Raw genomic sequence first — 26,985 nt, 5'->3', positions numbered from 1 at the left:
GTCAGCCTGGGCTGCTGTCGGACAGCGCGGCCAGGCGGCGGGTCAATTCCTCGTCCATCGCGCGCAGCTTTTGCTGCCGCGCATGGCCTTCGTCGTCCATCGTGCGCATGTAATCCGCGGTGGCTTCGGCAAGCCGGGTGCGAATTTCAGGCTGGGTCACCAGCACGCCGATATATTCATCCAGGTCGCGAAGCGCCGTTTCCCGCGCTGCATCAACCTCTTCGCCGTCAAGCCTGCGATTGAACGAGAAGTGCATTCCGTCGGCTCTGAGCAATGTCGTCGCCCTATTATACACTTTCATTGGCTCCAATATGGCAAGCAACCCCTCGCAATCAAGCCCTTCTTGGCCTCCCGCGTTGTCAAGCATGACGCGGAGCAGTTCGGCGTCGCCGGAATCGGCGACCGCGAGCCGCGTCAGCGCCTCTTCATGGCGCCGGATCGCGGCGGGATAACGCAGCAATCCGGCGATCAAAGCTGCGGCATAATGGCCGCCAATGCCGATCTTGCCGATCGATCGTGCTTCATCGACCGGTGGTTGCAGCCGCGGGTCGGGACCGAAGCGGCGCCCCCCTCCGCCGAATCCGCCGCGTTGCGGCTGCGGCGCCCATGGCACGCGCGGGCCGCGCTCGGGCTGTTTGCGCGCAAACAGCATGTCCAATCGCTCGCGGAACGCCTCGCGATAATGATGGCGGACGTCGGCATCCTCGATGGCGTCGGCGTGGGCGAGCAAGCGGGTCTTGAGCGCGGCGCGTTCCTCGGGGGTGGCGAGCGGTCCGGCGGCAACTTCATGCGTCCACAATCGCTCGACCAGCGGCTGCGCCTCATCCAGCAATGCGGTAAAGCCCTCGGCACCGCGGGCGCGGACGATGTCGTCGGGGTCTTGGCCAGCGGGCAGCACCGCGAACGCGAGGCTGAAGCCCGGACGGAGGAGGGGGAGCGCGCGCATCGCGGCGCGCATCGCCGCCTTCTGTCCCGCGCTGTCGCCGTCGAAGCACAGCACCGGCACCGGCACCATCCGCCAGATCAGCCCGAGCTGCGCCTCGGTCAGCGCGGTACCGAGCGGCGCGACCGCGTCGGCGATCCCCGCCTCGGCCAGCGCGATAACGTCCATATAGCCTTCGACGACGATGATCCGGTTCGTCTGCCGCGACGCGGGCGAGGCCTTGTCGATATTGTAAAGGACACGCCCCTTGTCGAACAATGGCGTGTCGGGCGAGTTCAGATATTTGGGCTCGCCATCGCCCAATATGCGCCCGCCGAACGCGATCACCCGCCCGCGCGCATCGCGGATCGGGATCATCAGGCGGCCGCGGAACCGGTCGTAGGGTTCCTTGTCGTCGACCGCGATCAGCATCCCCGATTCCACCAGCATCGCAGTGGGGAATTTCTTGAGCGCTTCCTTCAGCGCGCTGCGGCTGTCGGGGGCGAGGCCGAAGCCGAAGGCGCGCCGCGTCGGGTCGGATATGCCGCGCTTGGCCAGATAATCGCGCGCCGGGGCGCCGTTGCTGCTGTCGAGCTGCTGGGTGAACCAGTCGGCAGCGCCTTGGACGACATCGCGCAGACTTGCCGCCTCCTCGGCCTTTTTCGCAGCGCGTGGGTCGGCGGCGGGCACCTCCATGCCGGCCTCGGCGGCAAGTTCCTTGACCGCGTCCATGAACGACAGCCCGCGCTGGTCGGTCATCCAGCGGATCGCGTCGCCGTGAGCTGAACAGCCGAAGCAGTGGTAGAAGCCCTTTTCGTCGTTGATCGTGAAGCTGGGCGTCTTTTCGTTATGGAAGGGGCAGCAGGCTTTGTACTCGCGGCCCGCGCGGGTGACCTTCACCGTCCGCCCGATGAGGGTCGAGAGGGTGACGCGCGCGCGCAGTTCGTCCAGCCATTGCGGGGTGAGGGTCAACTATCCCCCTCCCGATCCTTGGCGAATACCCCATTTCCGTTCGTGTCGAGCGAAGTCGAGACACCCATCGGCGTGGCGCTATCCCGCAAGGTGTCTCGACTTCGCTCGACTCGAACGGGATGGGAGGGGCGTTCTTTAGGCGGTTTCGCGCAATGGCTCACTTCGTTCCAATCACCTCTGATCAGTGCTTCCTTTTTCGCGCGCGACCATTTCTTGATCCGCATTTCGGCGTCCAATGCCTCGTATCGTGTAGCGAAATCCTGCGACCACATCAGGCGCACGGGCAGGCGCGACGAGGTGAAACCTTCGATTTGGCCCGATTGATGTTGGCCGATCCGATATTCAAGATTATCCGTATGCCCGGTGTAGTAGCGCCCATCGGCACAAAGCAGGATGTAGGTCCAGAACGCCATCCCACTCCTCTACCCGTTCGCGTCGAGCGAAGTCGAGACGCCTATCGCGCTGGTGCTATGCCGATGGGTGTCTCGACTTCGCTCGACACGAACGGGAAAGGGAGGTCGATCTTTTGGCGCGGTCAGCTCAAAGCCGCCTTCACCCACCCGCTCGCCTTGCTCATGTCCAGCTCGGACCCATGGCGTTCCTTCACCGCCGCCATCACCTTGCCCATATCCTTCAGGCTTTCCGCGCCCAGCTCCGCCGCAATCGCCTTGATCGCGGCCTGCGCCTCATCATCCGAAAGCTGCGCGGGCAGGAAATCTTCGATCACGACCACCTCGGCCGCCTCGATGTCGGCCAGTTCCTGCCGCCCACCCTGTTCGTACATCGCAATCGATTCGCGGCGCTGTTTGACCATTTTCTGCAAGACGTCGGTGACCAGCACATCGTCGTCGGCCGGCGCGGTGCCGGTGCGCAGTTCGATGTCCTTGTCCTTGATCTTGGCCAGCATCAGCCGGATGGTGCCGAGCCGCGCCTTGTCGCCGGCTTTCATCGCGGCGACCTGCGCAGCCTTGATGTCATCACGAATCATACGTGTCCCCATGCGCTGCAAATTTCGGAAAGGCCCTCTCTAGCGCCAAGATTCCAAATTCGATAGCTTGTGAATCACTTTTTTGCTGCCTACTTGATCGGCCGTTTAGCCCCCCGTCCGGAGCATGTTGAATGGCACCTGCCAACCCCTCTGCCGCGCCTGTTGCCCAGCCCGATGGCGCGACCGGCGTCCTCGTTCTTGCCGATGGCACCGTCCTGTGGGGCGTCGGTTATGGCGCGGCCGGTGCGGGGGTGGGCGAGATTTGTTTCAACACAGCGATGACCGGCTATCAGGAAATCCTGACCGACCCGAGCTATGCGGGCCAGATCATCACCTTCACCTTTCCGCACATCGGCAATGTCGGCGCGAACCCTGACGATATGGAGCGCGACAAACGCGCCGCGATCGGGTGCGTGACGCGCGAGCTGCCGACGCTGCCCAGCAATTTCCGCAGCGTCCAGACGCTCCCCGAATGGATGGCGGCGCAGGGGCTGATCGGGCTTGCCGGCATCGATACCCGCGCGCTGACCCGCCGCATCCGCGATGGCGGTGCGCCGACCGGGGTGGTGGCGCACAGCCCCGAGGGCAAATTCGACCTTGATAAGCTGCTGATGCTCGCGCAGGGCTGGCCGGGGCTGGAGGGCATGGACCTCGCCAAGACCGTGACGCGCGAGCGGCAGGGGGCTTGGGATGCCGGGGTTTGGGCCTTAGGAAAAGGCTACCAAACCCCGTTCGCATCGAGCGAAGTCGAGATGCCCATCGGTGGCGCGCCCACGCAGGGTGTCTCGACTTCGCTCGACACGAACGGAATTCAGGGTGCAGCTGGAAAACCCCACGTCGTCGCCATCGATTACGGCGCGAAGGACAATATCTTCCGCAACCTGGTGAAGGCCGGCGCGCGCGTCACCGTGGTGCCTGCGAAGACCAGCCTGGAGGAGATCGTCGCGCTGCGCCCCGCGGGGGTGTTCCTGTCGAACGGCCCCGGCGATCCGGCGGCGACGGGCGATTATGCGGTGCCGGTGATCAAGGGGCTGCTCGAACGCAATGTCCCGATCTTTGGCATCTGCCTCGGTCACCAGCTGCTAGCGCTCGCCGCAGGGGCGAAGACCGTGAAGATGCATCAGGGACATCGCGGCGCGAACCATCCGGTGCAGCGCGTCGGCGGCGACTTTGCCGACGGCATCGTCGAGATCACCAGCATGAACCACGGCTTCGCGGTCGATGCTTCGACCCTGCCGGGCGGCGTGGTCGAGACGCACAAGAGCCTGTTCGACGGATCGAACTGCGGCATCGCGATTACGGGAAAAAATGCGTTCAGCGTGCAATATCACCCCGAGGCGAGCCCGGGACCGCAGGACAGCTTCTATCTGTTCGAGAAGTTTGTGGGTGGTTTGGCAAAATCGTGATGACGGATATGACCATTGCGGGCGAGGCAGATCGTTGGATGCTGATGAGCCGTGAGTCTGTGGACGGATACCCGTTGATTGTCCGTGCGCGCACGAAAAATGACTTCATCGTCGATTTCGAAAAATTGAACGCTGTATCGGCGGTGATCTGCGACTTGAAACCGGGCTTCATACAGGAGAACGGTCTGCCGACATCGGCCGGCCTCAATGGTTTGCATGAGTTGGAAGACGACGCGATTGGAGCACTGTCGTCCTTGCAACCCCATTGTTTTCATACTGCGAGCGTGACTGGCGATGGGCGGCGCGTGCTTTACTTTGCTCACGCCAAAGGCGTTGAGGTAGCCGCACTTGTTTCGTGCATCGGCTCAGAAATTGCGGACATCGAAGTCACGTGCGATTTTGAACTCACGACTTACCGGGAATTTATCACGCCTACATCGCTCGATATCCAACTCGATGGGGATCAACAGGTGATCGGCGTTCTTGAAGAGAATGGCAATCAAGCCGACGTCCCAAGGAAAGTCGATTTCTGGTTTTACGGCGAACCGCTCAAACTCCAGCTTTTGGCAGTCAAGCTTGAGAAGCTCGGGTTTGAGGTCGATCATTGGCTGAATAACCCCGGTGGGGTTGTCCTGAGCCGTACGATGGGGACTGAAATCAGTACCTTCCACGAGCTCACACCGCAGCTGCTTGAATTCGCGGAGGAGAGTGGCGTCGAATATGACGGCTGGGAAACCTTCGCCGCGACGCCCGGCAACACTTCTCCCCATCGGGAACCGCCTGCGAAACCTCGCTCTTTTTTCGATAAACTATTTGGCGCGAAGAAAAACTGATCATGCCCAAAAGAACCGACATAAAATCCATCCTCGTCATCGGCGCCGGCCCGATCGTTATCGGTCAGGCGTGCGAGTTCGATTATTCGGGGACACAGGCGATCAAGGCGCTCAAGGAGGAGGGCTATCGCATCGTCCTCGTCAATTCCAACCCGGCGACGATCATGACCGATCCCGACCTGGCCGACGCCACTTATGTGGAGCCGATCACGCCCGAGATTGTCGCGAAGATCATCGCCAAGGAAACCGCGCTGCATCCGGGCGGCTGGGCGGTGCTGCCGACGATGGGTGGGCAGACCGCGCTCAACACCGCGCTGGCTTTGTTCAACGACGGCACGCTGACCAAATATGGCGTCGAGATGATCGGCGCCGATGCCGAGGCGATCGACAAGGCTGAGGACCGGATCAAGTTCCGCGACGCGATGACCAAGATCGGGCTCGAAAGCGCGCGCAGTGGCATCGCGCACACGCTCGACGAGGCGCTCGCCGTGCTCGAACGCACCGGCCTGCCGTCGATCATCCGCCCGTCGTTCACTTTGGGCGGCACCGGCGGCGGCATCGCATATAACCGCGAGGAGTTCGAACATATCGTCCGCGGCGGCCTGATCGCTTCGCCGACCACCGAAGTCCTGATCGAGGAATCGCTCCTCGGCTGGAAAGAATATGAGATGGAGGTGGTGCGCGACCGCAAGGACAATTGCATCATCATCTGTTCGATCGAAAATGTCGATCCGATGGGCGTCCACACCGGCGACAGCATCACCGTCGCCCCCGCGCTGACGCTGACCGACAAGGAATATCAGATCATGCGCAACGCGAGCATTGCTTGCCTGCGTGAGATCGGGGTCGAGACCGGCGGGTCGAACGTCCAGTTCGCGGTGAATCCGAAGGACGGCCGCCTGATCGTCATCGAGATGAACCCGCGCGTGTCGCGCTCGTCGGCGCTCGCGTCGAAGGCGACGGGCTTCCCGATCGCCAAGGTCGCGGCCAAGCTGGCGGTCGGCTACACGCTTGACGAGATCATGAACGACATCACCGGGGTCACCCCGGCGTCGTTCGAACCGACGATCGACTATGTCGTCACCAAGATCCCGCGCTTTGCCTTTGAGAAATTCAAGGGCGCCGAGGCGGTGCTGTCGACCGCGATGAAGTCGGTCGGCGAGGTCATGGCGATCGGCCGCAATATCCACGAGAGCATGCAAAAGGCGCTGCGCGGGCTGGAGACCGGCCTGTCGGGCTTCAACTTCGTCGATCGCCTGAAGGGCGCGACCCACGACCAGTTGCGGAGCGAGCTGGCCAAGGCGACCCCCGACCGGCTGCTCAACGCCGCGCAGGCGATCCGCGAAGGGCTGCCGCTCAGCGAGATCAACCGCATCGCGGGTTACGACATGTGGTTCCTCGAACGCATCGAGGAAATCGTCGAGGCCGAACAGCAGGTGTGCCGCGACGGCCTGCCGCGCGATGCCGAGGGGCTTCGCAAGCTCAAAGCCATGGGCTTTTCGGACAAGCGCCTCGCCTATCTCGCGCTGCAATCGGCGAACCTGCAACCTGGCACCCGCCGCGCGACGGCGAGCGGCCGTGGGCTGATCCACGAAGCGGTCAAGGCGATGACCGGGGGCGTCACCGAAATGGAGGTCCGCCAGCTCCGCCACAAGCTCGGCGTGCGCCCGGTGTTCAAGACGATCGACACCTGCGCTGCCGAATTCGCGGCCAAGACGCCCTATCTCTATTCGACCTACGAAGCCCCGACCTTTGGCGAACCCGAGTGCGAGGCGAACCCGAGCGATCGCAAAAAGATTGTCATCCTCGGCGGCGGACCGAACCGCATCGGGCAGGGGATCGAGTTCGACTATTGCTGCTGCCACGCCTGCTTCGCACTCGAAGAGGCGGGCTATGAAACGATCATGATCAACTGCAACCCGGAAACGGTCAGCACCGATTATGACACCTCCGACCGCCTCTATTTCGAGCCGCTGACCGCCGAGGATGTGCTGGAAATCCTGCATGTCGAACAGTCGAAGGGGACGCTGGTCGGCGTCATCGTCCAGTTCGGCGGCCAGACTCCGCTGAAGCTCGCGCAGGCGCTGTCCGATGCCGGCATCCCGATTCTCGGTACCTCGCCCGACGCGATCGACCTGGCCGAAGACCGCGAGCGCTTCGCGGCGCTGATCAACAAGCTTGGCCTGAAACAGCCCGAGAACGGCATTGCTCGCAGCCGCGAGGAAGCGATCGCGGTCGCGGCGCGCATCGGCTATCCGGTGCTGACGCGCCCTTCCTATGTCCTCGGCGGCCGCGCGATGGAAATCGTCGATGATCAGGCGCAGCTGGAAAATTACATCGAGACCGCGGTGCAGGTATCGGGCGATTCGCCGGTGCTGATCGACCGTTATCTGCGCGATGCGATCGAGGTCGATGTCGATGCCCTGTGCGACGGCACCGATGTCGTCGTCGCGGGGGTGCTTCAGCATATCGAGGAAGCCGGGGTCCATTCGGGCGACAGCGCCTGCTCGATCCCGCCGTACAGCCTGTCACCCGCGATCATTGCCGAGATCGAGCGCCAGACCGAATTGCTGGCGCGCGCGCTCGAAGTCCGCGGCCTCATGAACATTCAGTTCGCGGTCAAGGGCGACGACGTCTATCTGATCGAGGTCAACCCGCGCGCCAGCCGTACCGTGCCCTTCGTCGCCAAAGCCGTCGGTTCGCCGATCGCCAAGATCGCGGCGCGGGTGATGGCGGGCGAAAAGCTCGCCGACCTGCCCAAGATCAATCGCGACATCCAGCATGTCGCGGTGAAGGAAGCGGTGTTCCCCTTCGCGCGCTTCCCCGGCACCGATCCGGTGCTGTCGCCCGAAATGAAATCCACCGGCGAAGTCATGGGAATCGATCGCAATTTCAACCTCGCCTTTGCCAAGGCGCAGCTCGGCGCGGGCGACCGGCTGCCGACCGATGGCCGCGTGTTCGTATCGGTCAAGGACAGCGACAAACCGCGGATCGTCGAATCGGTGCGCCAGCTTCGCGCCTGGGGCTGGCGGGTGATCGCGACTGGCGGCACCGCCGACTATCTCGACGCGCAGGGTATAGCGGTCGAGCGGGTCAACAAGGTTGCCGAAGGCCGCCCGCACATCGTCGACCGGATCAAGGACGGCGATGTGCAGCTGATCTTCAACACCACCGAGGGCTGGCAATCGCTCCAGGATTCGCAGTCGATCCGCGCCTCGGCGCTGGCCGGCGACGTCGCTTATTATACGACAGCCGCGGGCAGTGACGCCGCGACCCATGCAATTGGGGCGCTGCGCTCGCACTCTCTTGAAGTAAAGCCGCTTCAAGACTATTATTGAAGGACCGCTCCACCCCCCGACATTGACGGACAAGCGGCGCAGCCGCCCGGCGAAGTTTCGCTGGCGGCGGGTTATTGACGAAGGACAACAGGATAATGGCAAGCGTTGAAAAGGTGCCGATGCTGGCAGAAGGCTATGAGAAGCTGAGCGCGCAGCTCACCGCCCTCAAAGCCGAGCGACCGCTGATCGTCGATGCGATCGAGGAAGCGCGCGCCCACGGCGACCTTTCGGAAAATGCCGAATATCATGCCGCGAAGGAACGTCAGGGCCAGGTCGAAGCGACGATCGGCGACCTGGAGGACAAGCTTTCGCGCGCGCAGGTGATTGACCCGACGATGCTGTCTGGCGACCGCATTGTGTTCGGCGCCACCGTCACGCTCGCCGATGAAGACGACAAGCCGGTCAAATATCAGATTGTTGGCCAAGCCGAGGCCGACGCGAAGGAAGGCAAGATCAGCTATAACTCGCCGCTGGGCCGCGCCCTGATCGGCCGCCGCGTCGATGACGAGGTTGAGGTGACGGTGCCCGCGGGCGACAAATATTATCTGGTGAAGAAAATCGAATTCATCTGATGGCTGACCGGCAATGAAGCCGCAGAACGCGCCCTTGGTGACGGCCTACGCGCTCGTCTGTGTCATTGTGTTCGTGCTGTTGTGGATCACCGGGTTCCAGATCGACGCAATCATCCGCGCCGGGTTCATTCCGGCGCGGTTCGGGTCCGAACTGATCGTCCCGCCGGGGACGATGGTGCCGTTCTTCCTCACCCCACTGACGTCGGCCTTCCTGCATGGTGGGGTGTTGCACATCGTGTTCAACATCGTCGTGCTGTTGTTCATCGGGCGCCAGCTGGAGGCGCCGCTGGGTGCCAAGGCGATGGCGGTGCTGTTGGTCGCGGGTGCCTATGCTGGCGCCTTTGCGCAGTTTCTGGCCGATCCGGCGTCGGCGGTGCCAATGATCGGCGCCAGCGGCGCGATCTCGGCGGTGATCGCCGTGTTCGCGCTGATCTTCAGCCGCTCGCAGGCGCCCGCAATCGGCCCGATTCCCGCGCATTGGGTGCGCGCGCTCTGGCTCGCCGCGGCGTGGATCGCGGTTCAGCTGCTCATCGGTTTCGCGGGCGGCGGCGGCTTTGGCGCCATCGCGATCTGGGCGCATGTCGGCGGGTTTCTGGCGGGATTGCTGCTGGCTAGGCCGTTGCTGCGCTGGCGGTTCGGGGCGCGCTAGGATCGACCTAAGAAATCCGTTCGTGTCGAGCGAAGTCGAGACACCCCGCGGCCTTGCGCTACCCCGATGGGTGTATCGACTTCGCTCGACACGAACGGATTAGAGGTTGCCCAACAACCCACCCGCCAGCAACATCGCCACCCGCACATCAATCCCGCACCCCTCGGCACGCTTCGCGGCCACAAAATCGGCAATCCCGGCCAGCGGCATGCGGTGAACGACAATATCCTCGCTATCGACCCCGCCGCCGTCGCCAACCTTGGTCAGCCCCGTCGCCACCAGCAGCGTAAAACTCTCGCTGACCATCCCCGGCGAGCTGTAGAATTCGCCGACCGTCTGCCAGCGGGTAGCCTGATACCCGGTCTCTTCCTCCAACTCACGCTGCGCGGCACTTTCGTAACCTTCCGCGCTTCCGTCGTCCCCGACCAGCCCCGCGGGCAGCTCCAGGCAATTCTTGCCCATCGGAACGCGATATTGCTCGACCAGAATGACATGCCGCCCATCCGCGGCATCGTCGATCGCCAAAATCACCGCCGCACGGATACCGCGCGAGCGCGACACATATTCCCACGTCCCCTGCTGCTTCACGGTGATGAAGCGGCCTTCCCAGCGGGTTTCGATGGGCGTGTCGGGCTTCGGACGGGTCATCTAACGCGCGCCTAAATCTCGATCAACCGGTCGGGCAGTTCGTTCGGATTTTCGCTGCCGCGCGGGAAATGCTGCGCCAGCACGGCGCCCATCTGCGTCACCGCCGCCGCCATGCCTGCCCCCGGTTCGCCCGCACGCACGCGTTCGATCAGCGCGTCCATCGCATCGCCCCAGACCTCAGGCGCGACTTTCGCCGCGATCGCCTCGTCGGCGACGATGTCGGCGCGATGTTCTTTCAAGCTGAGGTACAGCAGCACCCCGGTGCGGCCCAACGTCTTCGCCTCGGTCCCGACCTTGAACAGGTCGATCGCCCGGGCGCGGACGCGCTGGGCCTTGATCGCGCGCGGGGTCAGCGCCATGCGCAGCGGTTTCCACAGCAGGACCAGCCAAATCGCGATCCATTTGAGAACGCCGACGGCAATCACGGTGCCAAGCCATTGGTTCGCGGTGAGCTCATAGCCCCAGCCCCCGGTCAGCCGGTCGTAAAGCCCGCGGAAAAATTCGGGAAACAGCGTGATCACCGACATTGCGACAAACGCGACGACGCTTGCCCAGACGAGCGCGACATCATCATACTCGTTCGATTTCGCCGCGACGACGGTGACGATTTCACCGCTGGTGTGCGCCTCGGCCGCGGCTACCGCCACGGTAACGACATCATGGTCGGCGGCGCTGACATGGCTGACTTTTTTCAGCATGGTCGCTTCTCCCTACCAGCCGCCGGAGGCGCCGCCGCCCCCGAAGGAACCGCCACCACCCGAAAAGCCGCCGAAACCGCCGCCACCGCCGGCGCCCCAGCCACCGCCGCCCCACGACGATCCGCCGCTGCCGCCGCCCCAGTCGCCGCCGCCCCAGATGATGATCGGCGCATCCCACGGACGCCCCTTGCGCCGTTTTTTGCCACGCCGCCCGAGACGCGACAGCATCGGTAGGACAAAGAAAATCAGAATGATGAACCCGACGAAGAACAGTCCGGCCATATTGCCCTCGTCGGCGCGGTTGCGCTCGTTCGCGGCAGCCGCCGCAGCGCGCGCCTGCGCTTCCTCGGGCGGCAGCTGGATCTGCCGCGCGATCGCATTCACCCCGGCCTGGATGCCGCCCGGATAGTCGTTCGCCTTGAACAGCGGTGTGACGGTATCGCGGATGATCCGCCCCGACAGCGCGTCGGTCAGCACCGGTTCGAGCCCCAGCCCGACCGCAATGTGCATCCTCCGCTCGTTGGGCGCGATCAGAAAGACGACACCGTCGTCCTTCTCGGCATCGCCGATCGCCCACTCACGCCCCAGCCGATAGCCATAGTCGCCGACGTCGCGGCCTTCGAGATCGCTGACCGTGGCGACGACGAGCTGGTGGCCCGTCGTTTTTTCCAGTTCAAGGAGCTGCGCATTAAGCGCGGCTTCCTCAGCCGCCGGAATGATGTCGGCCTGATCGACCACGGGATTGCCCGCAAGCTTGGGGAAGGTCTGCGCGGTGGCGGGCAACGCCAGCAACAGCAGCCCCGAAAGGGCCGCTGTTGCCAGAGGTCGCAGCAGGGCGGTCAGCGTCACCCTTAAGTCCCGAAATCGACCTTCGGGGCCTGATTGGCGTTCGGGGTGATCGCCTTGTACGGCGTCATGGGCTTGGCGCCATGGACGATTTTGGCGCCGATGATGTCGGGGAAGGTGCGGATCGTCGTGTTATAATCCTGCACCGCGCCATTATAGTCCTGCACCGATACGTTGATTCGGTTCTCGGTGCCTTCGAGCTGGGTCATCAGGTCGGCGAAGCGCGCTTGGCTGGCGAGAGTCGGATAGGCTTCAACTGTGGCCATCAACCGACCGAGCGCGCCTGTTACCTGTCCCTGTGCCTGCTGGAATGCTTGCACCTTTTCAGGGCTGTTAAGGTCGTCTGTGCTGAGCTTGATTTGAGTGGCCGATGCCCGCGCCTGCATAACGCCTTCCAGCGTCGATTGCTCGATCTGCGACGCACCCTTGGCGGTTTCGACGAGGTTGGGGATCAGGTCGGCGCGGCGCTGATACGCGGCCTCGACATTGGCCCATTTCGCCTTGGCGGCTTCTTCCTTGGTGGGGACGCTGTTGATGCCGCATGCGGACAGGCTCATCGCGGCGACGGGCAGGATCAACCAGCGGGCGGTACGAGTGGTCATGGTCAAAAACTCCCTCCGGCGGCGTTTTGCCGCAACAACACACTACATAGGATGTCGCTTGCCTTTGTGCAATCGGCGCGGCACCGTTGGCGCTCAGGATCAACCAGCCAGGGAGCAGCAACATGCTGGGAGAGTTCAGGGAATTTATCGCGCGCGGCAATGTCATCGACCTTGCGGTCGGTGTCATCATCGGCGGCGCATTTGCCACGATCACCAAGTCGCTGACCGAGGATATCATCATGCCAGTCGTCGGCGCGCTCTTTGGCGGGGTCGATTTTTCGAACATGTTCATTCGCCTTGGCCCGGTTCCCGACGGCGTTACGGCAACCGACTATGCCGCGCTGAAGGAGGCGGGGGTGGCGATGTTCGGCTACGGCGCATTCATCACCGCGACGATCAATTTCCTGATCCTCGCCTTCATCATTTTCCTGCTCGTTCGCACGGTCAACCGCGTTGTTCGCAAGGCGCCTGACGCCCCTGCTGGGCCGACCGAGGTTGAAATCTTGGCCGAAATCCGCGACGAGCTGCGCAAGAAATAGTCCGTTTAGTCATCCCGGCGCAGGCCGGGATCTCACCGGTGCGTAACATATCGGCGGCGAGATCCCGGCCTGCGCCGGGATGACGATTGTGGTGGGGTGGGGCGCTGCCCTTTCCAAAGCCTTTCATGCACCCTATATGGGTCAGGTCGGTTTCGGCCGACTATGAGGATAAATGGTGTCGTGGAATAGACACAGCGGACCCGGGGGCAGTACCCGGCGGCTCCACCACAAACCCGCCTTCCGCCACGGAAAAGCGGGCTTCTGACGGGGCCGAACCAGGATCGACGTGTGTTCAAAGGCGATATTTTCTTCCGGGCTGAGTAACCCGTTCAAGGCTCAAAACCAATAGGTGCTAACGATAACGAAGCACTCGCTCTGGCTGCCTAACCGATAAGCCTCACGGCCTAAGGTTAGACAAATAGAACGCGGTTCGGACCGAACCGGGCAACAGAATCGGATACCAGCGGCTGGGGACGAGCCGGGCAACAGAATCGTCCCACCTTTCCCGTTCCTTTGATCGGCGTGCGCTAAATCCGCACCACTGTGTCCGTTCGTGTCGAGCGAAGTCGAGACACCCATCGACCTAACGCTACACCCATGGGTGTCTCGACTTCGCTCGACACGAACGGGACGATGGATCATTTTTCTGCGCACGATGCGTTAATGTGCCCCCGCACAGCTCCCATGATCGCCCAGCGCCTCGATCACCCGGCAGTCCGCCGCAACCCCGCCGCGGCAGCAGCCGACAATGCGCGTCAGTTCGTCGCGGAGCAGCGTCAACTGCGCGATCTTGTCCTCGACCTGCGCCAGATGGCGGCTTGCGATGCGGTCGGCCTCGCTGCAATCGCGCGCCGGATCGTCCGACAGGTCGAGCAGCGAGCGGATTTCCTCGATCGTAAAGCCCAGGTCGCGCGAATGGCGTACAAAGGTCAGCCGCGCGCGGTGCGGATCGCCATAGCTGCGATAGTTCGCGGCGGTGCGATGCGGCGCGGGCAACAGCCCGATGCGCTCATAATAGCGGATGGTTTCGATATTGGTCCCGGTCGCCCGCGACAGTTCGCCGATTTTCATCTCTTGACCCTGTAGTTGCTACAGGGTGCATAGTGGGTGCCGACTCGAAGATCAAAGGAGGCTGTGGCTTGTCCGATCATTGCTGTGCTGGTGCCAGCGGTACGACCGCCCTCAACGATCCGCGCTGGCGGCGTATCCTGTGGGCGGCGCTGCTGATCAACGCCGCGATGTTTGGGGTCGAAATCGTGGCCGGCGTTGCCTCGGATTCGCGCGCGCTGCAGGCCGACGCGCTCGATTTCCTGGGCGATGCCGCCAATTACGCGATCAGCCTGGGTGTCGCGGGCATGGCACTCGCATGGCGCGCCCGCGCGGCCATGATCAAGGCGGTGACCATGCTAGCCTTTGGCCTGTGGGTACTGGGGTCGGCAGTCTGGGGTTTCATCGACGGGTCGGCGCCGCACGCCGAAACCATGGGGTTGATTGGCGCGCTCGCGCTCGCCGCCAATGTCGTGGTGGCGCTGATGCTGTATCGCTATCGCACTGGCGACGCGAACATGCGTTCGGTTTGGATCTGCTCGCGCAACGACGCGATCGGCAATGTCGCGGTGATGGGCGCCGCGCTGGGCGTGTTCGGAACGGGGCAAAACTGGCCCGACCTTGCCGTCGCCACGATTATGGCGACGCTCGCCATCTGGGGCAGCATTGAGGTGTTCCGTCAGGCGCGCGGCGAACTGGCCAGTCCAGCGAGTGCGGCGGGCAACTGAACGATCCGATGTCCCGCTGCATTTGCCGACGCGACACGAAAAGAGCCCCGCCGATCATTCGGCGGGGCTCTTCCAGGCCGCACACAGTAGTCACTGGCGAGGACCCTCCTCCTGCCATTCTGGGTCGCGTAGAACGACAGGAATATCACAAGCTCACCCCAGCGACACATCGCGGATGACCGGAAGCAAACCCGGCGCGACACAATCGAAGGAATGGCCCCCCTTAGTCCTTGCAATCGATCCCCTATTTGGATCGACCAAAAGGATCATCCCCCTGTTGGGGGATCATCGACTTATGGTCATGACCCCAGGATAGGCGCGAGCAGGCGCATCAATCCGGCTTCGCTGTCGACGTTGCATTTCAGATAGATATGCTTGATCTGGCCGCGCAGCGTTTCGGCGGTCACCCCGCGCTCCTCCGCGATCTGGCGGCGCGGCTTGCCTTCGAACAATCGCACTGCAATGTCGGCCTCGGCCGGACTGAGGCGATAAATCGCGCTCAGAAAAGGTATCACGCCCGCGCGATCGCGCCGGGGGGCGTTGGCGATCAGAATGGCATGCGGCAATCGGCCGAGCGACCATTCGCGTTCGGGCAGACGAAACCCCTCGATCACCAGCGGCGGACGGTCCTCTGCCGTCGCGATCCGGGTTCGGACATGGTCGAGGCCGCGGTCGGTTGTCAGCGCCTGGACAGCTTGGCGCAGCGTGAAAGGCGCGCCCGCCGCGTCGATCGATCGGCCTGACTGCCGGATGTCGCCAGCGGCCAGCATCACTTCGGCACCCGCGCTGTGCGCGAGCAACTGGCCGCGGCCGTCGATGATGAAGGCGCTGACCCGGACGATGTCGAACGCGCCGACAAGCAGCTTGGCCTGTTCGCCCTCCAGCTTTTCTTGCAATCGTACGGCGCGTCGCGCGGCCGTGGCACCCTTGGCGAAAATCTTGCGCTGCGCAGCCGTCGTCCGGCCATCCTGGCGGCTGCGCAGCGTTGCGAGACCCACAACGCCAAAATTATCGATCACCAAATTGGTCTGGCAACCAAAGGGAATGCCAATCTCTTCGCACCAGTCGACATAGGCGGTCGAGGCAAGCTGCGGAATAACCCGGTCATAATGATCCTCGTGCAGCACGGGATCATAAAAGCCGCGTTCGATATGCCGGTTCGACGCGGCGACCCGAAAATTATGGCTGTCGGAGCCCCAGCCGCTGACCGCAAAATGTTCGATCATGCGGGGACCAAAATTGGTCACGATGTTGAACGGAATCTCGCGGGCGCCGCCGACCCCGATCAACTGGCCATGACCCGACCCGGTATGACTGGCAAGGGCGTCGAGCGCGCCAAGCCACATGTCAGGCTGCAACGCAGCCTGCATGAAAATATCGTCCCAATCCGGTTCCGTCCGCAGCCCCATCGCGTCCGCTGTTTTTCCGATCATATTTCTGTTTCGCGCTATGTCACCCAAATTTATGAAAAAAGCCAATAGATTAACTTTAAAAATGTTAAGTTTGACGACGCGATGGGCATCGATTGTCGCTGCGATAAAGTGGAGACCGTGCGCGGTGGGGGCGGCGGACCGATTTTTCCAGCCGGTATCCTACCGATCTGGGTCGGGCGGGCCGTCGTTACGCCTCCCGACATGGCGCTGACGCCATGTTTGAAATGCGACGAACCGAGCCAATCTGCTCCATTTCTGTACAAGAATTTAAGGACTTGGTATCAACTCGCGCCCCAAAAGACGCTGATGGTCCAAACAGGGGCAACTTCGGGGGCAATCCTCTTGCGCCGGCTGGCGCTAGCGTCGGTTTTTGTGGCCGGCGCTTGTCTAGTGCATGTTGGCGCCGAAGATCTCACCACCTTTGCGCTCATCGCCGTGGCCGTGGGGTGTGGCTGGGCGGGATCGGCGTGGCGGCATGACTGGAAGCTGTGGCGGTTGTCGCAACGGCTGGAGATTATTTCGGGCGAGGGCCAGAAAATCGCGATTGCCGACCGGCTGGCGGAAAATGCCAACGGTCTTGAGCAGGCGCTGGCGACGATCGAGCGCCGGTTGATCGAACGCCATGGGGTCAGCGGCTTGCCAACTCGCGAGCCGCTGCTCGAACAAATGGAGCAGGACGGCTCTGGTGTGCTTGGCACATTTGCGCTCGACGACTTTGAACGTCTGGCCGGGTTCGACCCCGATCTTGCCGAGCGGGTGCTTTTGGAAATCGTCGGGCGCATCGTTCGCATGATCCCCGCCGAACGCCTGATCGCCCATGTCGATCAAGCGCATTTTGCCATCTGGTATGGCAAAGACATCGACCCGTTGCTGGCGCGATCGGAGATTGACGCCATTGCCTATGCGCTTGGTGGCCGCGTACAGATCGGGCCACGCGAGATATTGCCCAGCATTGCAACGCGTTGTGCGGCGTTGGTGGACGGCGTCACCCCGCAGCTGCTGCTGACGCGAACGCTTGCCTCCTTCGCGCTGGACGATTTGGCTGAGACGCACGAGCTGAGCGATCAGGCCATTGCGCAAGTTCAGCATCGCTATGCAATGGAACAGGATTTGCGCGGCGCGATCGCCCGCAACGAATTCCAGCTATTCTTCCAGCCGCTGATCGATGCGAACTGGCAATGCGTGACGGGCGCGGAGGCGCTGATCCGCTGGAACCATCCCGAGCGGGGGAGTGTGCCACCGTCGCTGTTCATCCCGATCGTCGAGGCATCGGGCTTGGCCGAAGAGGTCGGACTATGGGTTCTCAACGCGGCTGCGCGCCAGGCGAGCGAATGGGAGGGGGGCACGGCGGGTCCGTTGAGGATCGCCATCAACGTGTCTGCCAGCCAGCTTCACGACGCCAAATTCGCAGAGGTGCTCAGCCGCACGCTGCACAATCATTCGCTCGACCCCGCATGTCTGGAAATCGAACTGACGGAGGGGGTTGCCAGCACCGACGATGCTGCCCTCGCCCGGCTGTTCGGCAAGATTCGCGCGCTGGGCGTGAAAATCGCCATCGATGATTTCGGCACCGGATATTCGAGCTTCAGCACGCTTCGCCAGCTGACCTTTGACAAGATCAAGATTGATCGCGAGTTCGTGACCGACGTTCATCGGCGACCGCAAAGTCAGGCGATCTGCCAGAGTATCATTGCCCTTGGCCGCGGTCTCGACATTCGGGTGCTCGCCGAGGGTGTGGAAACCACCGAGGAATATCGCTGGCTGGTCCAGCATGGCTGCCGCCATTTTCAGGGCTATTATTTTTCCCGGCCGCTGTCGGCGGACGATTTTCTGGCGTTCATCAACGACCGAGCCAGCCTGACCGCTTTGCTCCAGTCATCCATCCCCGTCCCCCAAATCGAGAGAATCACATCATGACGATTGCCGCCCAAAACGGCCCGCATCGGTATGTCCGGCGCACGATGGTTCTGGCCGCCGCGCTGGCTTTGGCTGGTTGCGCTAGCGGGCCAAAACCTGGCGCCGTCGCCGCTCCGGCCAGCAGCGCGCAAAATATCGACGCCATCGCGGAGCATCTGAACCAAGGTGACGTCTCCGCCGCGCGCAAGCTGATTAAATCGGGGCTGAAGCGCGATCCCAACAATCCTTCGCTTGCGCTATTGCGCGATTCGATTGCTCGCGATCCGGTCGAACTGCTTGGGCCGCAATCGTTCGACTATGTCGTCCAGCCCGGCGACACGCTCGCGGGCATCGCCCAGCGCTATCTCGGCAATCGGCTGATGACCTATCAACTGGCGCGGTACAACGGGATTGAAAAGCCTGCGGCGCTGATCGCAGGCCAGATGTTGCGTATTCCCGGCACAAAGCCTGCGCCGGCGCGCCGGCTGGAGAAGCCGTCGCCGCCGCCATCGGCACCTGCGGCGCCGCGCGCCCAGCCGCCCAAATCGGCGGTCGCGCCGCCCGCGGCGCGCAGTGACCCCGCCGCGGCGCGTCAATTGCGCACGCAGGGCCTCGCCGCGCTCAACAAAGGGTCCGCGACGCGCGCGGTGCAGTTGCTGCGGCGCGCTTCGGCGCTTGATCCCGGCAATGCGATGATCAAGGCCGACCTAGCGCGCGCCGAGCGGATCGAGGCAACCGTCCGGTCGCGACGCTAGTCATATTTCAACCTTCGCCCGCTAAGACGGGCGATCACGAGGGTCAGACCGATGAAGTCGCTTGGACGTTATACTATCGAGGGCCGCCTGGGCGAGGGCGCGATGGCCGACGTCTATCGTGCGATCGATCCCAGCATCGGACGCAACGTCGCGATCAAGGTTCTCAAGCCGGAATATGCGCGCAACCCCGGCCTCAATATCCGCTTCCTGCGCGAAGCCCGCGCCGCGGGGGCGCTCAGCCACCCCAACATTGCCACGATTTACGAAGTCGGCGAAGAAGCAGGCATCGCCTATATCGCGATGGAGCTGATCGAAGGTCAGCCGCTCGACACGTTGCTCCAGGCGAATGGCCGCTTGCCCTATGAACGGGTGTTGGTGCTCGGGCAGCAGCTCGCCGGGGCGCTCGCCTATGCGCACAAGATGGGCGTCGTGCACCGCGACATCAAACCGTCGAACATCCTGCTGTCGAACGACGGCCGCACGGCAAAGCTGGTCGATTTCGGGGTTGCGCGCATCGACGATCCCGATCCCGCGGGGAATGGCGACCAGCTTGCGCAAACCCAGTTCGGCCAAATGATCGGGACCCCGCGTTACATGAGCCCCGAACAGGCGCTGAGCCTGCCGGTCGATCACCGCTCGGACCTGTTTTCGCTCGGCATCGTGCTCTACGAAATGGTGACCGGAAAGGCTGCATTCCCGGGCATCGGCCTCGCGACGCTGGCGATCCAGATCGCGCAGGAGCGGGTGGAACCGATCGAGCGGTCGGCGGGTGATTGTCCGCCGGGGCTGCGCTTCATCATCGACAAGCTGTTGTCCAAAAAGCCCGAACAACGTTTTGCCGATGGCGAGGCGGTGCGCAAAGCCCTCATGCGCGAAATGAGCGCGCGCGAAGAGAACGCAGTGCCGCGCCGCGGCCTGTCGCTGCGTGTCAAACTGCCTTTATTGCTGGCGACGGTTACCTTCGCGGTGCTCGCGGTCTGCGGCGCGCTGATCAGTATACGCGAAGATCAGGCGTTCGAGCAAATGGCGGCCACATCGGGGCGGACGATCGCTTCCTTTGTCGCGAGCAACGCGGGGGTGGTGGCGGTCGATAACGCGGGATTGCCGCCTGACCAACAGGATTGGGGGGCGTTACAAGCCTTTGTCACCAGCGCTAGCGACGGCAGCGAGATTCGCGCCATGACGGTCGTCGATGCGAACAACGTGGTCCGCGCCGCCACCGACAGCCGTCAGGTCGGCGCGCGCTATGCGGCGCCGCAAGGTGAGGCACGCATCGGCGCGACCCAGGGCGCCGTGGTCAGCTATGTCGGCGCCGAACAAGGTGCCGGGATGCGGATTGTGCAGCCGATCCGCTATGCGGGGGCAAGCTATGGCAAGGTCGATGTCGTTGTCCGCACCGAAGCCCTAGCGGCCGCCGCCAACAACACGCGGTGGCTGCTGGTGATGTTGTCGCTTGTGGTCATGGTGACGGTCATGATCGTTGGCTATTTGAGCGGCGCTGCGGTCACGCGTCCGCTCGCACGCCTTCGCAAGGCGCTCGATGAGGCGGCGTCATCGCGGTTTGCGCTGCGCATCTCGCATCGGCGGGGCGATGAGTTTGGCGCGGCGTTCGACGCCTTCAATCGTGCCGCTGCGGTGGCGGAAGAAAATTTCGCGGTCGGTACAACCGACGATGACGCATCGATGCTCGCCACGCGAATTGCCGAACCCGCCGTCGCCGCAGCGCCTGCCCGCAAAGTCGCCTGAGGAAAGCGCGGCTCATGTATATGTTGCAACTTTTCGAACGTGGCGATGACATCCATCCGGTCGATGCCCGGCTGCTGCGCGAGGGTGTGCTGCGGGTTGGCCGCGACAAGAGTGCCGACTGGTCGATCCCCGACCCCGATTGCGCCCTCTCGCGGACTCACTGCGAATTTACGGTCGCACCCGAAGGACTAACCCTGCGGCCGCTCGGTGCCAATGGCGTGTTCAACGCGGCCACTGGCGAGCGTCTTGCCGACCAAGCGGAGATAGCCATCCCGCTGCCGTTTGCGATCCGCCTCGGCGACTTTCGCATTGTCGTGTCCGAGGCGCCGCACGCCGATATCGCCGGTCAGGAAACGCGCACGATGGTGCTGACGCCGCCGCTCGGCCATTCGATCGATGTCCCCAGCGATTGGACCGATACCGCGGTCGCAACCCAGCCCGGTGCGACCGCGGCGATCACCACCGGGTCGCTGCTCGACGCATTTTGCGAAGGCGCCGGACTGGACGCTTCGCTGTTGGCGCGCGAGGATCCCGTCGAAATCATGCGCCGCGTGGGCGGGGTCTATCGCCAGATGGTGCTGGGCGTGGGCGATCTGATGAGCGAGCGCGATCATGCCCGCTCGCATTATCAGATGACGCGGACGACGATCGGGAGCGCTGACAACAACCCCTTTAAATGGGCGCCGACCCAGCGACTGGCGATCGACCTGATCCTGGGCGGGTCGCACGGATTCCTCTCGGGTCCGGCGGCGCTGCAGTCGTCATTTCGCGACATCAAGCGGCACCTGGTTGCGACCTTTGCCGGCCTGCGCGGAAGTTTGCAGCAAGCGATCGCATGCTTTGACCCGGCGCGGCTCGACGGGGACACGCCCGGCCGGTCGCTGTTTCAGAACCGGGCGGTAGCGCAACTGAAGGAGCTGGAAAAGCGGCACGCCGATCTGCTTGAAGAGATTGAGGGCAAAAAATCGGGGGTGCTCGATCGGGCGTTCGTCCAGGCCTATGACATCGCCGACGCGGCCGCGATCGACGATCGCGAATGAATTTCCTGCGTATCTTTCGTCGCGGTGCGGCGCCGATCGCCACTGGCACGGCCGCGACTATTGCATCGGTAGCGCTCACTCACGTCGGCCACGTCCGCGCCGTCAATGAGGATCGCGTCCTCGATTTGCCCGAGGCCCGGCTCTGGGCGGTGGCTGACGGCATGGGCGGTCATCAATCGGGCGATGTCGCCGCGCAAATCGCCATCGATGCGCTAAGCGATCTGGCCAGTCGCCTCCCGCAACCATGCAGTGCCGACATCGTTACAGCGCTGCAATCGGCCAATATGATGATCCATGACCGCTACAGCGACGCCGACCGGCGCAGCGGCACGACCATTTTGGCGGCTCTGCGCACCAACGATCAGATCGAGATTTTCTGGGCCGGGGACAGCCGCGCCTACCGATTGCGATCGGGCAAGTGGCAATTGCTGACCCGCGATCACAGCGTCGTTCAGCAGATGGTCGATGCGGGCGCGCTTCCACCGTCCGCTGCGGCCAATCATCCCAAATCCAATGTGATCACCCGCGCCTTGGGGGTGCATCGGGAGGTTGTGATCGACCAGCTGGCGACGACGTTCGCAGCGGGGGATATCATCATGCTTTGTTCGGACGGCGTATCACGAAGTTTGCGGGAGGGGGTGAACGATGCCCCCTCGCTGTCGTTGCTCGCGCAATCGATACTCGATCAGGCGCTGACTCGCGACGGCAGCGATAACGCCAGCCTCGTTCTGATTCAGGGGTGATTTGTCCGCCGCCGGCAATGAGTTGTGCGACATTGTCGTGAATCTTCTAACCGTTGAATTGCAAATGGCAGGGTCGATCCGAACCCGCTATGCGGGTGGAATCATGTCCGAGGAACAGCAATGAATACTGAAAAATCCGACCAGGTGGAGACGTTGCTGGACACGCCCAACCTCGCCGATGCGCTGGAGAACGAGCGGTTCAAACAGTTTCTCGATCATGTGCCAGTCGCTGTGGCGGTTTCGGAACTTCATCCGTCGGAAGTTGTAACTTACGCAAACCGCGAATTCGAACGCCTGACCGGTCATTCGATTGCCGAGATCGAAGGAAAAAGCTGGCGGTCGCTGCCGGGCGTGGCCGCCCCTGCCGACGATGACCGGCTCTTGCGCGACGCCGTGCAGGCCGATGTCGATTATGTCGGCGAATTCCGGATCGAGCAGGAAGCGGGCGCCATTATCGTGGACGCCTGGTCGAACACGATCGAGGACGAGGACGGCACGCCCCTTTATCGGCTTGTTGCGCTGGCGCCCACCGGCAACGAACGGGCGGAGAACGAACAAACAACCGAGCTCGCAGCGAAAGACGCGCAGCTTCGCGAGCTTCAGCATCGCGTCAAAAACAATTTGCAGATGATCACGGCACTCATCCGGCTCGAAGCGCGCAACATCCCCGATGGCGATACGGGGGAGCGCTTTGATCGGTTGGCGGGCCGGATCGGCGCTTTGGCGGTGCTTTATGACACCTTGTCCCGGGAAAATGCCGACGACAGCATCGATCTGGGAATTTACCTGGGTCAGATCGCGACGTCGGTGATGGCGGCCCATGCAACCGACGGCGTGCGGCTCGACATGAAGCTCGACAGCTGGCCAGCATCGGTCAATGTCGCGATGCCGGCGGGCCTGGTGGTCAATGAGCTGCTGACGAACGCGCTCAAACACGCTTTTGTCGGACGCGACGGCGGTACCATCACCCTCCACAGCCTGATCGACGACGTCGGTTGTCACATTACCATATCCGACGATGGTGTCGGCCTGGCCGACGGCATCACATGGCCCAAGGCCGGCAAGCTTGGTGCCATCATTGTCCAGTCGCTGAAGCAGAATGCGTCGGCAAAGGTAGCCGTCACATCGGAGCCGGGCAACGGACTGAAAGTGGTCATTTCCTTTGCCAAAGCGGACGCTGCGCCCGCGGTTTAACCCGCCATCTGCCGGCGTTATACGTCGCTTCATGGCATGTTTCGGCTATGCTCCGCGGCGTTCGGCATCGTGGCGCGATCAAGCCTTGCATTTGGAGTTTGCGTCCGACATCCGCAGTGGGGGATCGGGCTTAGGTAGGCGGGATCATGATGACCGAGACGGTAGTCGCAGTTGATATTGGCGGTACCCATGCGCGTTTTGCGATGGCCGAGGTCGCGGGCGGGCGTGTGCTGTCGCTGGGCGAGGCGACGACGCTGCATACCGCCCATCACGCCAGTTTCCAGTCGGCGTGGGAGGCGTTTGCGCGGCAGGAGGGCGGCGTGCCGCGCAGCGTCGCGATTGCCGTGGCGGGACCGGTGCGCGGCGAGGTGATCCGTTTTACGAACAACCCTTGGCTGATCCGCCCGGCGTTGATCGGCGAAAAACTGCATGTCGATCGCTATGTCCTGGTTAATGATTTCGAGGCGGTCGGCCATGCCGTAGCGCAAGCCGATGCCAGCTATTTCGAGCGGCTGAGCGGTCCCGACGAACCATTACCAGCAACCGGTACGATCAGCATTATCGGCCCCGGTACTGGACTGGGGGTCGCGCACATCTGGCGGGATGGCCGCGATTATCGGGTGCAGGCGACCGAAGGCGGCCACGTCGACTTTGCGCCCTTGGACAGCATCGAGGATGCCATTCTCGCAAGGCTCCGCGAGCGCCACCGCCGCGTGTCGGTCGAACGTGTCGTATCCGGCCCCGGCATCGTCGACATTTATGAAACACTGGCAGCGCTCGAAGGACGAGCGGTCGCATCGCTCGACGACCGGACGATCTGGACCATGGCGATGAGCGGCGACGATAGCCTCGCTGCCGCTGCTGCCGATCGCTTCTGCCTGTCGCTGGGCAGCGTCGCCGGCGATCTGGCGCTGGCGCAAGGCGCCGGCGGTGTGGTCATTGCGGGCGGGCTGGGGCTGCGCATCCGTGATAGCCTCGTGCGCTCGGGTTTTCCCGAACGCTTCATTGCAAAAGGCCGGTTCGAAAACCTGATGGCGTCGTTGCCCGTCAAGCTGATCACCCATCCGCAACCCGGCCTGTTCGGCGCCGCCGCCGCCTTTGCGCGCGACTATCGCTGACGGTCCAAAATCGGATCAACAACGCGTGCGCGTCAGAATGCATGGTGCCGACTGTCAGACTCGAACTGACGACCTACCGCTTACAAGGCGGTTGCTCTACCAACTGAGCTAAGCCGGCGTGGGGCGCTCCTTGCGTCAAATTATCCCAAAGGTCCAGCCTTCGGTGCGTGCGAGGCTGTCGGTGAGCGGCGCGGGCGACCAGGGGGCCGCGGCATCGGCGGTGCGGCGCAGCCAAGCCGCGGTCAGAAGCGCGTCACTGGCATGATCGCTGATCGCGCCGGTCATCCCGACCGGCGGCGAGCCGAGCGTCATCAGCGCGCTGTCGAGCGCGGCGCCGTCGCGAATCTTGCTGCGCCCCGCCGCCACCCCGGCGGCACGCGCCGCGAGCCCGGTGTAGATTTCGACGAGCAGGGGACCGCGCGAGGGCACCGGATCGAGTGGCCACAACGGCAGCGCGGGATGCAGCCGGTGGAGCAGACGCATTCCCGCCAGACTCGCCTTGCCGACCTGCGCCGCGCCGATCAGGTTGAAATTGCTGACGCTCGCGGCCTGCTTGGTCGCGCGCTGATGATGCTCGACGATCCGCAGCCGACCCGTGCCGGGCGCGAACAGATCGCCGACATCGCTGCGCGTGTGGCGGAAATGCCGCCGTGCCTGGGGATGCGCCAAAAATCCGCCGATCTCGAAATGCGGGTCCGCGGCAGCCAGCCGCTCGACCAGCGCCCACAATGCGGGCAGGTCGGCGGGGCTCGCGTCCCATTCCGGAAAATAGGCGCCGCGGTCGGCAAAGGCGAATCCCGCCGAAAAATCGAACCCGATCAGCATATCGACTTGCGATGCCGCAACATCCTGTAACCACGTCAGGATTTCAGCGCGCGACCAGATATGGCCAGGCTGCACCAGTTCGGGCGCGCCGGTGCCGCTCGCCATCGCCAGCGCAATCCCGCGCTGCCGCGACCCGCGCGCGCCCGACCAGTCGAGGGCAGCAAAGTGGGTGAAGCGGCGCATCCACGGTGTCTAGCGCCCCCAATCGGCTTGCACAAAGGGCGATGGCGTCCCACATGCAGCCCATGCTGATCGAAACCGAATCAACGCCCAATCCCGCGACGCTCAAATTCCTGCCCGGCCAGGCGGTGATGGAGGCGGGAACCCGCGACTTTGCCAGCCCCGAAGAAGCCGAGGCGTCGCCGCTGGCGAGCGCGCTCTTCTCGCTCGGCGATGTGACGGGCGTATTCTTTGGCCGCGATTTCGTGTCGGTCACCGCGGCGCCCGGCGTCGGCTGGAGCGACCTCAAGCCCGACGTGCTCGGCATCCTGATGGATCATTTCCTTGCCGGCGTGCCACTGTTCAACGCCGCCAGTGCGGGCTTTGCGGTGCCGCCCGAAGATGAGACCGGCTTCTCCGACGATCCCGCCGATGCCGATATCATCGAGCAAATCAAGGAACTGATCGAAACGCGCGTCCGTCCCGCGGTCGCCAATGACGGCGGCGACATCGTCTATCGCGGTTTCGACAAGGGCAATGTGTATCTGAAAATGCAGGGCGCCTGCGCCGGTTGCCCGTCCTCGTCGGCGACGCTCAAGAACGGCATCGAATCGCTCTTGAAACATTATGTGCCCGAGGTAACGGCGGTTCACGCCGTCTGATCTTTCAAGTTTCAGGAGAATTCCTCGATGAGCGAACCGTTATCCGACAGCGCCCTCGACCAGCTGTTTCGTACCGCGCGCACTTACAATGGCTATCTTGATGCGCCCGTTTCAGAAACGCAGCTGCACGCGATCTGGGATCTGATGAAGTTCGGTCCGACCAGCGCGAATTGCCTGCCCGCGCGAATCATCTGGTGTACGTCGGACGCCGCAAAGCAAAAGCTTGCCGCGCTGGCCATGCCGGCCAATGCCGAAAAGATTTTGAAGGCGCCGGTTACCGCGATCATCGGCATGGACCTGAAATTTTACGAGAATTTGCCGGAACTTTTTCCGCACACCGATGCGCGGAGCTGGTTCGTGGGCAATGATGAATTGGCCAAGGCGACGGCGTTTCGCAATTCCAGCCTGCAGGGCGCTTATTTCATCCTCGCGGCGCGCGCGCTTGGCCTCGATACGGGGCCGATGTCGGGGTTCGATAACGATGCCGTCGATGCGGCCTTTTTTGGTGACCAGCCGAGCGTGAAGAGCAATTTCATCTCGACCCTTGGCTATGGCGATCCAGCGACGATTTTCGAACGCAGTCCGCGCCCCGACTTCGGTCGGTTCAATCGCATCGCCTGAGCCGA

General features: G+C 63.2%; 26 protein-coding genes, 1 tRNA gene and 1 other RNA gene. 17 read left to right on the top strand and 11 right to left on the bottom strand.

The genetic code is table 11. From position 1 onward, the window contains the following. Position 1 precedes the first annotated feature (1 nt). From dnaG to B4F07_RS07800, 3 genes are all read right to left on the bottom strand, one after another. Positions 2-1,894 carry a DNA primase gene (gene dnaG, locus B4F07_RS07810; RefSeq protein ID WP_293698387.1) on the bottom strand — a complete coding sequence of 631 codons (1,893 nt, stop codon included), beginning with the start codon at positions 1,892-1,894 and terminating at the stop codon, positions 2-4. After that, on the bottom strand, positions 1,891-2,307 hold the full coding sequence (locus B4F07_RS07805; RefSeq protein ID WP_293698385.1) for a GIY-YIG nuclease family protein: 417 nt from the start codon (positions 2,305-2,307) through the stop codon (positions 1,891-1,893). Before B4F07_RS07805 ends, dnaG begins: the two co-directional genes overlap by 4 nt. 122 nt (positions 2,308-2,429) lie before the next feature. Then, positions 2,430-2,882, bottom strand: a complete 453-nt coding sequence (locus B4F07_RS07800; protein WP_293698383.1) for a GatB/YqeY domain-containing protein — start codon at positions 2,880-2,882, stop codon at positions 2,430-2,432. Positions 2,883-3,013: 131 nt separating this feature from the next. Between B4F07_RS07800 and carA the strand changes: the two genes are divergently transcribed. The 5 genes from carA to B4F07_RS07775 all read left to right on the top strand — a co-directional run bounded on the left by carA (position 3,014) and on the right by B4F07_RS07775 (position 9,680). Next, positions 3,014-4,288, top strand: coding sequence for a glutamine-hydrolyzing carbamoyl-phosphate synthase small subunit (carA, locus tag B4F07_RS07795; RefSeq protein WP_293698380.1), 1,275 nt, complete (start codon positions 3,014-3,016; stop codon positions 4,286-4,288). Further along, positions 4,288-5,121, top strand: a complete 834-nt coding sequence (locus tag B4F07_RS07790; protein ID WP_293698377.1) for a ribonuclease E inhibitor RraB — start codon at positions 4,288-4,290, stop codon at positions 5,119-5,121. Before carA ends, B4F07_RS07790 begins: the two co-directional genes overlap by 1 nt. A gap of 2 nt (positions 5,122-5,123) precedes the next feature. Then, the gene (gene carB / locus B4F07_RS07785; protein WP_293698374.1) at positions 5,124-8,459 is read left to right on the top strand and encodes a carbamoyl-phosphate synthase large subunit; all 3,336 of its coding nucleotides are present in this window, start codon (positions 5,124-5,126) and stop codon (positions 8,457-8,459) included. Between the two features lie 95 nt (positions 8,460-8,554). Further along, positions 8,555-9,031 (top strand): transcription elongation factor GreA, encoded by a 477-nt coding sequence (gene greA, locus B4F07_RS07780; RefSeq protein ID WP_293698371.1) that lies wholly within the window; start codon positions 8,555-8,557, stop codon positions 9,029-9,031. A 13-nt stretch (positions 9,032-9,044) separates the two neighbouring features. Then, positions 9,045-9,680 (top strand): rhomboid family intramembrane serine protease, encoded by a 636-nt coding sequence (locus B4F07_RS07775; protein ID WP_293698368.1) that lies wholly within the window; start codon positions 9,045-9,047, stop codon positions 9,678-9,680. A 99-nt stretch (positions 9,681-9,779) separates the two neighbouring features. Here B4F07_RS07775 and B4F07_RS07770 read toward each other — a convergent pair whose 3' ends face one another. Genes B4F07_RS07770 through B4F07_RS07755 form a run of 4 tightly spaced genes read right to left on the bottom strand, consistent with a single transcriptional unit; the run spans position 9,780 to position 12,474 of the window. Beyond that, the gene (locus tag B4F07_RS07770; protein ID WP_293698366.1) at positions 9,780-10,328 is read right to left on the bottom strand and encodes an NUDIX hydrolase; all 549 of its coding nucleotides are present in this window, start codon (positions 10,326-10,328) and stop codon (positions 9,780-9,782) included. Positions 10,329-10,339: 11 nt separating this feature from the next. Next, positions 10,340-11,026 (bottom strand): TPM domain-containing protein, encoded by a 687-nt coding sequence (locus B4F07_RS07765; protein WP_293698363.1) that lies wholly within the window; start codon positions 11,024-11,026, stop codon positions 10,340-10,342. A 12-nt stretch (positions 11,027-11,038) separates the two neighbouring features. Then, entirely contained in the window at positions 11,039-11,869 is an 831-nt protein-coding gene (locus B4F07_RS07760; protein ID WP_414711682.1) for a TPM domain-containing protein, read from the bottom strand. 8 nt (positions 11,870-11,877) lie between these two features. Further along, positions 11,878-12,474 carry a LemA family protein gene (locus B4F07_RS07755; protein WP_293698357.1) on the bottom strand — a complete coding sequence of 199 codons (597 nt, stop codon included), beginning with the start codon at positions 12,472-12,474 and terminating at the stop codon, positions 11,878-11,880. Positions 12,475-12,596: 122 nt separating this feature from the next. On the opposite strand from B4F07_RS07755, the gene mscL reads away from it, so the two are divergent. Further along, positions 12,597-13,013, top strand: coding sequence for a large conductance mechanosensitive channel protein MscL (gene mscL, locus B4F07_RS07750; RefSeq protein WP_293698354.1), 417 nt, complete (start codon positions 12,597-12,599; stop codon positions 13,011-13,013). A 106-nt stretch (positions 13,014-13,119) separates the two neighbouring features. Further along, positions 13,120-13,475: a transfer-messenger RNA gene (ssrA, locus tag B4F07_RS07745) on the top strand. 198 nt (positions 13,476-13,673) lie between these two features. Here ssrA and B4F07_RS07740 read toward each other — a convergent pair. Further along, on the bottom strand, positions 13,674-14,084 hold the full coding sequence (locus tag B4F07_RS07740; protein ID WP_293698351.1) for a MerR family transcriptional regulator: 411 nt from the start codon (positions 14,082-14,084) through the stop codon (positions 13,674-13,676). Between the two features lie 68 nt (positions 14,085-14,152). On the opposite strand from B4F07_RS07740, the gene B4F07_RS07735 reads away from it, so the two are divergent. Then, positions 14,153-14,788 carry a cation transporter gene (locus tag B4F07_RS07735; RefSeq protein WP_293698348.1) on the top strand — a complete coding sequence of 212 codons (636 nt, stop codon included), beginning with the start codon at positions 14,153-14,155 and terminating at the stop codon, positions 14,786-14,788. Between the two features lie 299 nt (positions 14,789-15,087). Here B4F07_RS07735 and B4F07_RS07730 read toward each other — a convergent pair whose 3' ends face one another. Further along, on the bottom strand, positions 15,088-16,221 hold the full coding sequence (locus tag B4F07_RS07730; protein ID WP_293698345.1) for a helix-turn-helix transcriptional regulator: 1,134 nt from the start codon (positions 16,219-16,221) through the stop codon (positions 15,088-15,090). Between the two features lie 372 nt (positions 16,222-16,593). Between B4F07_RS07730 and B4F07_RS07725 the strand changes: the two genes are divergently transcribed. From B4F07_RS07725 to B4F07_RS07695, 7 genes are all read left to right on the top strand, one after another. Further along, positions 16,594-18,138, top strand: a complete 1,545-nt coding sequence (locus B4F07_RS07725; RefSeq protein ID WP_293698343.1) for a putative bifunctional diguanylate cyclase/phosphodiesterase — start codon at positions 16,594-16,596, stop codon at positions 18,136-18,138. After that, on the top strand, positions 18,135-18,872 hold the full coding sequence (locus B4F07_RS07720) for a LysM peptidoglycan-binding domain-containing protein (RefSeq protein ID WP_293698340.1): 738 nt from the start codon (positions 18,135-18,137) through the stop codon (positions 18,870-18,872). Before B4F07_RS07725 ends, B4F07_RS07720 begins: the two co-directional genes overlap by 4 nt. 51 nt (positions 18,873-18,923) lie before the next feature. Beyond that, complete coding sequence (locus B4F07_RS07715; protein WP_293698337.1) at positions 18,924-20,618, top strand: serine/threonine-protein kinase; 1,695 nt, start codon at positions 18,924-18,926, stop codon at positions 20,616-20,618. 20 nt (positions 20,619-20,638) lie between these two features. Continuing rightward, on the top strand, positions 20,639-21,658 hold the full coding sequence (locus B4F07_RS07710; RefSeq protein ID WP_293704697.1) for a type VI secretion system-associated FHA domain protein: 1,020 nt from the start codon (positions 20,639-20,641) through the stop codon (positions 21,656-21,658). Continuing rightward, a complete protein-coding gene (locus B4F07_RS07705; protein ID WP_293698331.1) occupies positions 21,655-22,401 on the top strand; it encodes a PP2C family protein-serine/threonine phosphatase in 747 nt (248 codons plus the stop codon). The genes B4F07_RS07710 and B4F07_RS07705 overlap by 4 nt, the downstream gene beginning before the upstream one ends. Before the next feature lie 120 nt (positions 22,402-22,521). Then, a complete protein-coding gene (locus tag B4F07_RS07700; protein WP_293698328.1) occupies positions 22,522-23,595 on the top strand; it encodes a sensor histidine kinase in 1,074 nt (357 codons plus the stop codon). A 149-nt stretch (positions 23,596-23,744) separates the two neighbouring features. Then, positions 23,745-24,713, top strand: a complete 969-nt coding sequence (locus B4F07_RS07695; protein ID WP_293698744.1) for an ROK family protein — start codon at positions 23,745-23,747, stop codon at positions 24,711-24,713. Between the two features lie 42 nt (positions 24,714-24,755). Here the strand turns inward: B4F07_RS07695 and B4F07_RS07690 are convergent. Both B4F07_RS07690 and B4F07_RS07685 read right to left on the bottom strand, forming a co-directional pair. Continuing rightward, a tRNA-Thr gene (locus B4F07_RS07690) sits at positions 24,756-24,831 on the bottom strand. A gap of 17 nt (positions 24,832-24,848) precedes the next feature. Further along, the gene (locus tag B4F07_RS07685) at positions 24,849-25,721 is read right to left on the bottom strand and encodes a hypothetical protein (RefSeq protein ID WP_293698325.1); all 873 of its coding nucleotides are present in this window, start codon (positions 25,719-25,721) and stop codon (positions 24,849-24,851) included. 62 nt (positions 25,722-25,783) lie between these two features. Here B4F07_RS07685 and B4F07_RS07680 point away from each other — a divergent pair, with 62 nt between their 5' ends. Further along, the gene (locus tag B4F07_RS07680) at positions 25,784-26,359 is read left to right on the top strand and encodes a NifU family protein (protein ID WP_293698322.1); all 576 of its coding nucleotides are present in this window, start codon (positions 25,784-25,786) and stop codon (positions 26,357-26,359) included. 27 nt (positions 26,360-26,386) lie between these two features. Continuing rightward, positions 26,387-26,980 (top strand): malonic semialdehyde reductase, encoded by a 594-nt coding sequence (locus B4F07_RS07675; RefSeq protein WP_293698319.1) that lies wholly within the window; start codon positions 26,387-26,389, stop codon positions 26,978-26,980. The last annotated feature ends 5 nt before the right edge of the window (positions 26,981-26,985 follow it).

This window comes from Sphingopyxis sp. UBA6723 (assembly GCF_002454115.1).
Lineage (GTDB): Bacteria > Pseudomonadota > Alphaproteobacteria > Sphingomonadales > Sphingomonadaceae > Sphingopyxis.
This window is presented reverse-complemented; position numbering and strand designations above follow the sequence as displayed.

Coding starts and splice junctions, on each gene's coding strand:
- B4F07_RS07730 (WP_293698345.1), bottom strand. CDS start 16,221: ATGATCGGAAAAACAGCGGACGCGATGGGGCTGCGGACGGAACCGGAT.
- greA (WP_293698371.1), top strand. CDS start 8,555: ATGGCAAGCGTTGAAAAGGTGCCGATGCTGGCAGAAGGCTATGAGAAG.
- B4F07_RS07790 (WP_293698377.1), top strand. CDS start 4,288: ATGACGGATATGACCATTGCGGGCGAGGCAGATCGTTGGATGCTGATG.
- carB (WP_293698374.1), top strand. CDS start 5,124: ATGCCCAAAAGAACCGACATAAAATCCATCCTCGTCATCGGCGCCGGC.
- B4F07_RS07675 (WP_293698319.1), top strand. CDS start 26,387: ATGAGCGAACCGTTATCCGACAGCGCCCTCGACCAGCTGTTTCGTACC.
- B4F07_RS07805 (WP_293698385.1), bottom strand. CDS start 2,307: ATGGCGTTCTGGACCTACATCCTGCTTTGTGCCGATGGGCGCTACTAC.
- B4F07_RS07710 (WP_293704697.1), top strand. CDS start 20,639: ATGTTGCAACTTTTCGAACGTGGCGATGACATCCATCCGGTCGATGCC.
- B4F07_RS07800 (WP_293698383.1), bottom strand. CDS start 2,882: ATGATTCGTGATGACATCAAGGCTGCGCAGGTCGCCGCGATGAAAGCC.
- B4F07_RS07695 (WP_293698744.1), top strand. CDS start 23,745: ATGACCGAGACGGTAGTCGCAGTTGATATTGGCGGTACCCATGCGCGT.
- B4F07_RS07700 (WP_293698328.1), top strand. CDS start 22,522: ATGAATACTGAAAAATCCGACCAGGTGGAGACGTTGCTGGACACGCCC.
- B4F07_RS07705 (WP_293698331.1), top strand. CDS start 21,655: ATGAATTTCCTGCGTATCTTTCGTCGCGGTGCGGCGCCGATCGCCACT.
- B4F07_RS07755 (WP_293698357.1), bottom strand. CDS start 12,474: ATGACCACTCGTACCGCCCGCTGGTTGATCCTGCCCGTCGCCGCGATG.
- B4F07_RS07770 (WP_293698366.1), bottom strand. CDS start 10,328: ATGACCCGTCCGAAGCCCGACACGCCCATCGAAACCCGCTGGGAAGGC.
- carA (WP_293698380.1), top strand. CDS start 3,014: ATGGCACCTGCCAACCCCTCTGCCGCGCCTGTTGCCCAGCCCGATGGC.
- B4F07_RS07775 (WP_293698368.1), top strand. CDS start 9,045: ATGAAGCCGCAGAACGCGCCCTTGGTGACGGCCTACGCGCTCGTCTGT.
- B4F07_RS07685 (WP_293698325.1), bottom strand. CDS start 25,721: ATGCGCCGCTTCACCCACTTTGCTGCCCTCGACTGGTCGGGCGCGCGC.
- B4F07_RS07740 (WP_293698351.1), bottom strand. CDS start 14,084: ATGAAAATCGGCGAACTGTCGCGGGCGACCGGGACCAATATCGAAACC.
- B4F07_RS07680 (WP_293698322.1), top strand. CDS start 25,784: ATGCTGATCGAAACCGAATCAACGCCCAATCCCGCGACGCTCAAATTC.
- mscL (WP_293698354.1), top strand. CDS start 12,597: ATGCTGGGAGAGTTCAGGGAATTTATCGCGCGCGGCAATGTCATCGAC.
- B4F07_RS07720 (WP_293698340.1), top strand. CDS start 18,135: ATGACGATTGCCGCCCAAAACGGCCCGCATCGGTATGTCCGGCGCACG.
- B4F07_RS07715 (WP_293698337.1), top strand. CDS start 18,924: ATGAAGTCGCTTGGACGTTATACTATCGAGGGCCGCCTGGGCGAGGGC.
- B4F07_RS07765 (WP_293698363.1), bottom strand. CDS start 11,026: ATGCTGAAAAAAGTCAGCCATGTCAGCGCCGCCGACCATGATGTCGTT.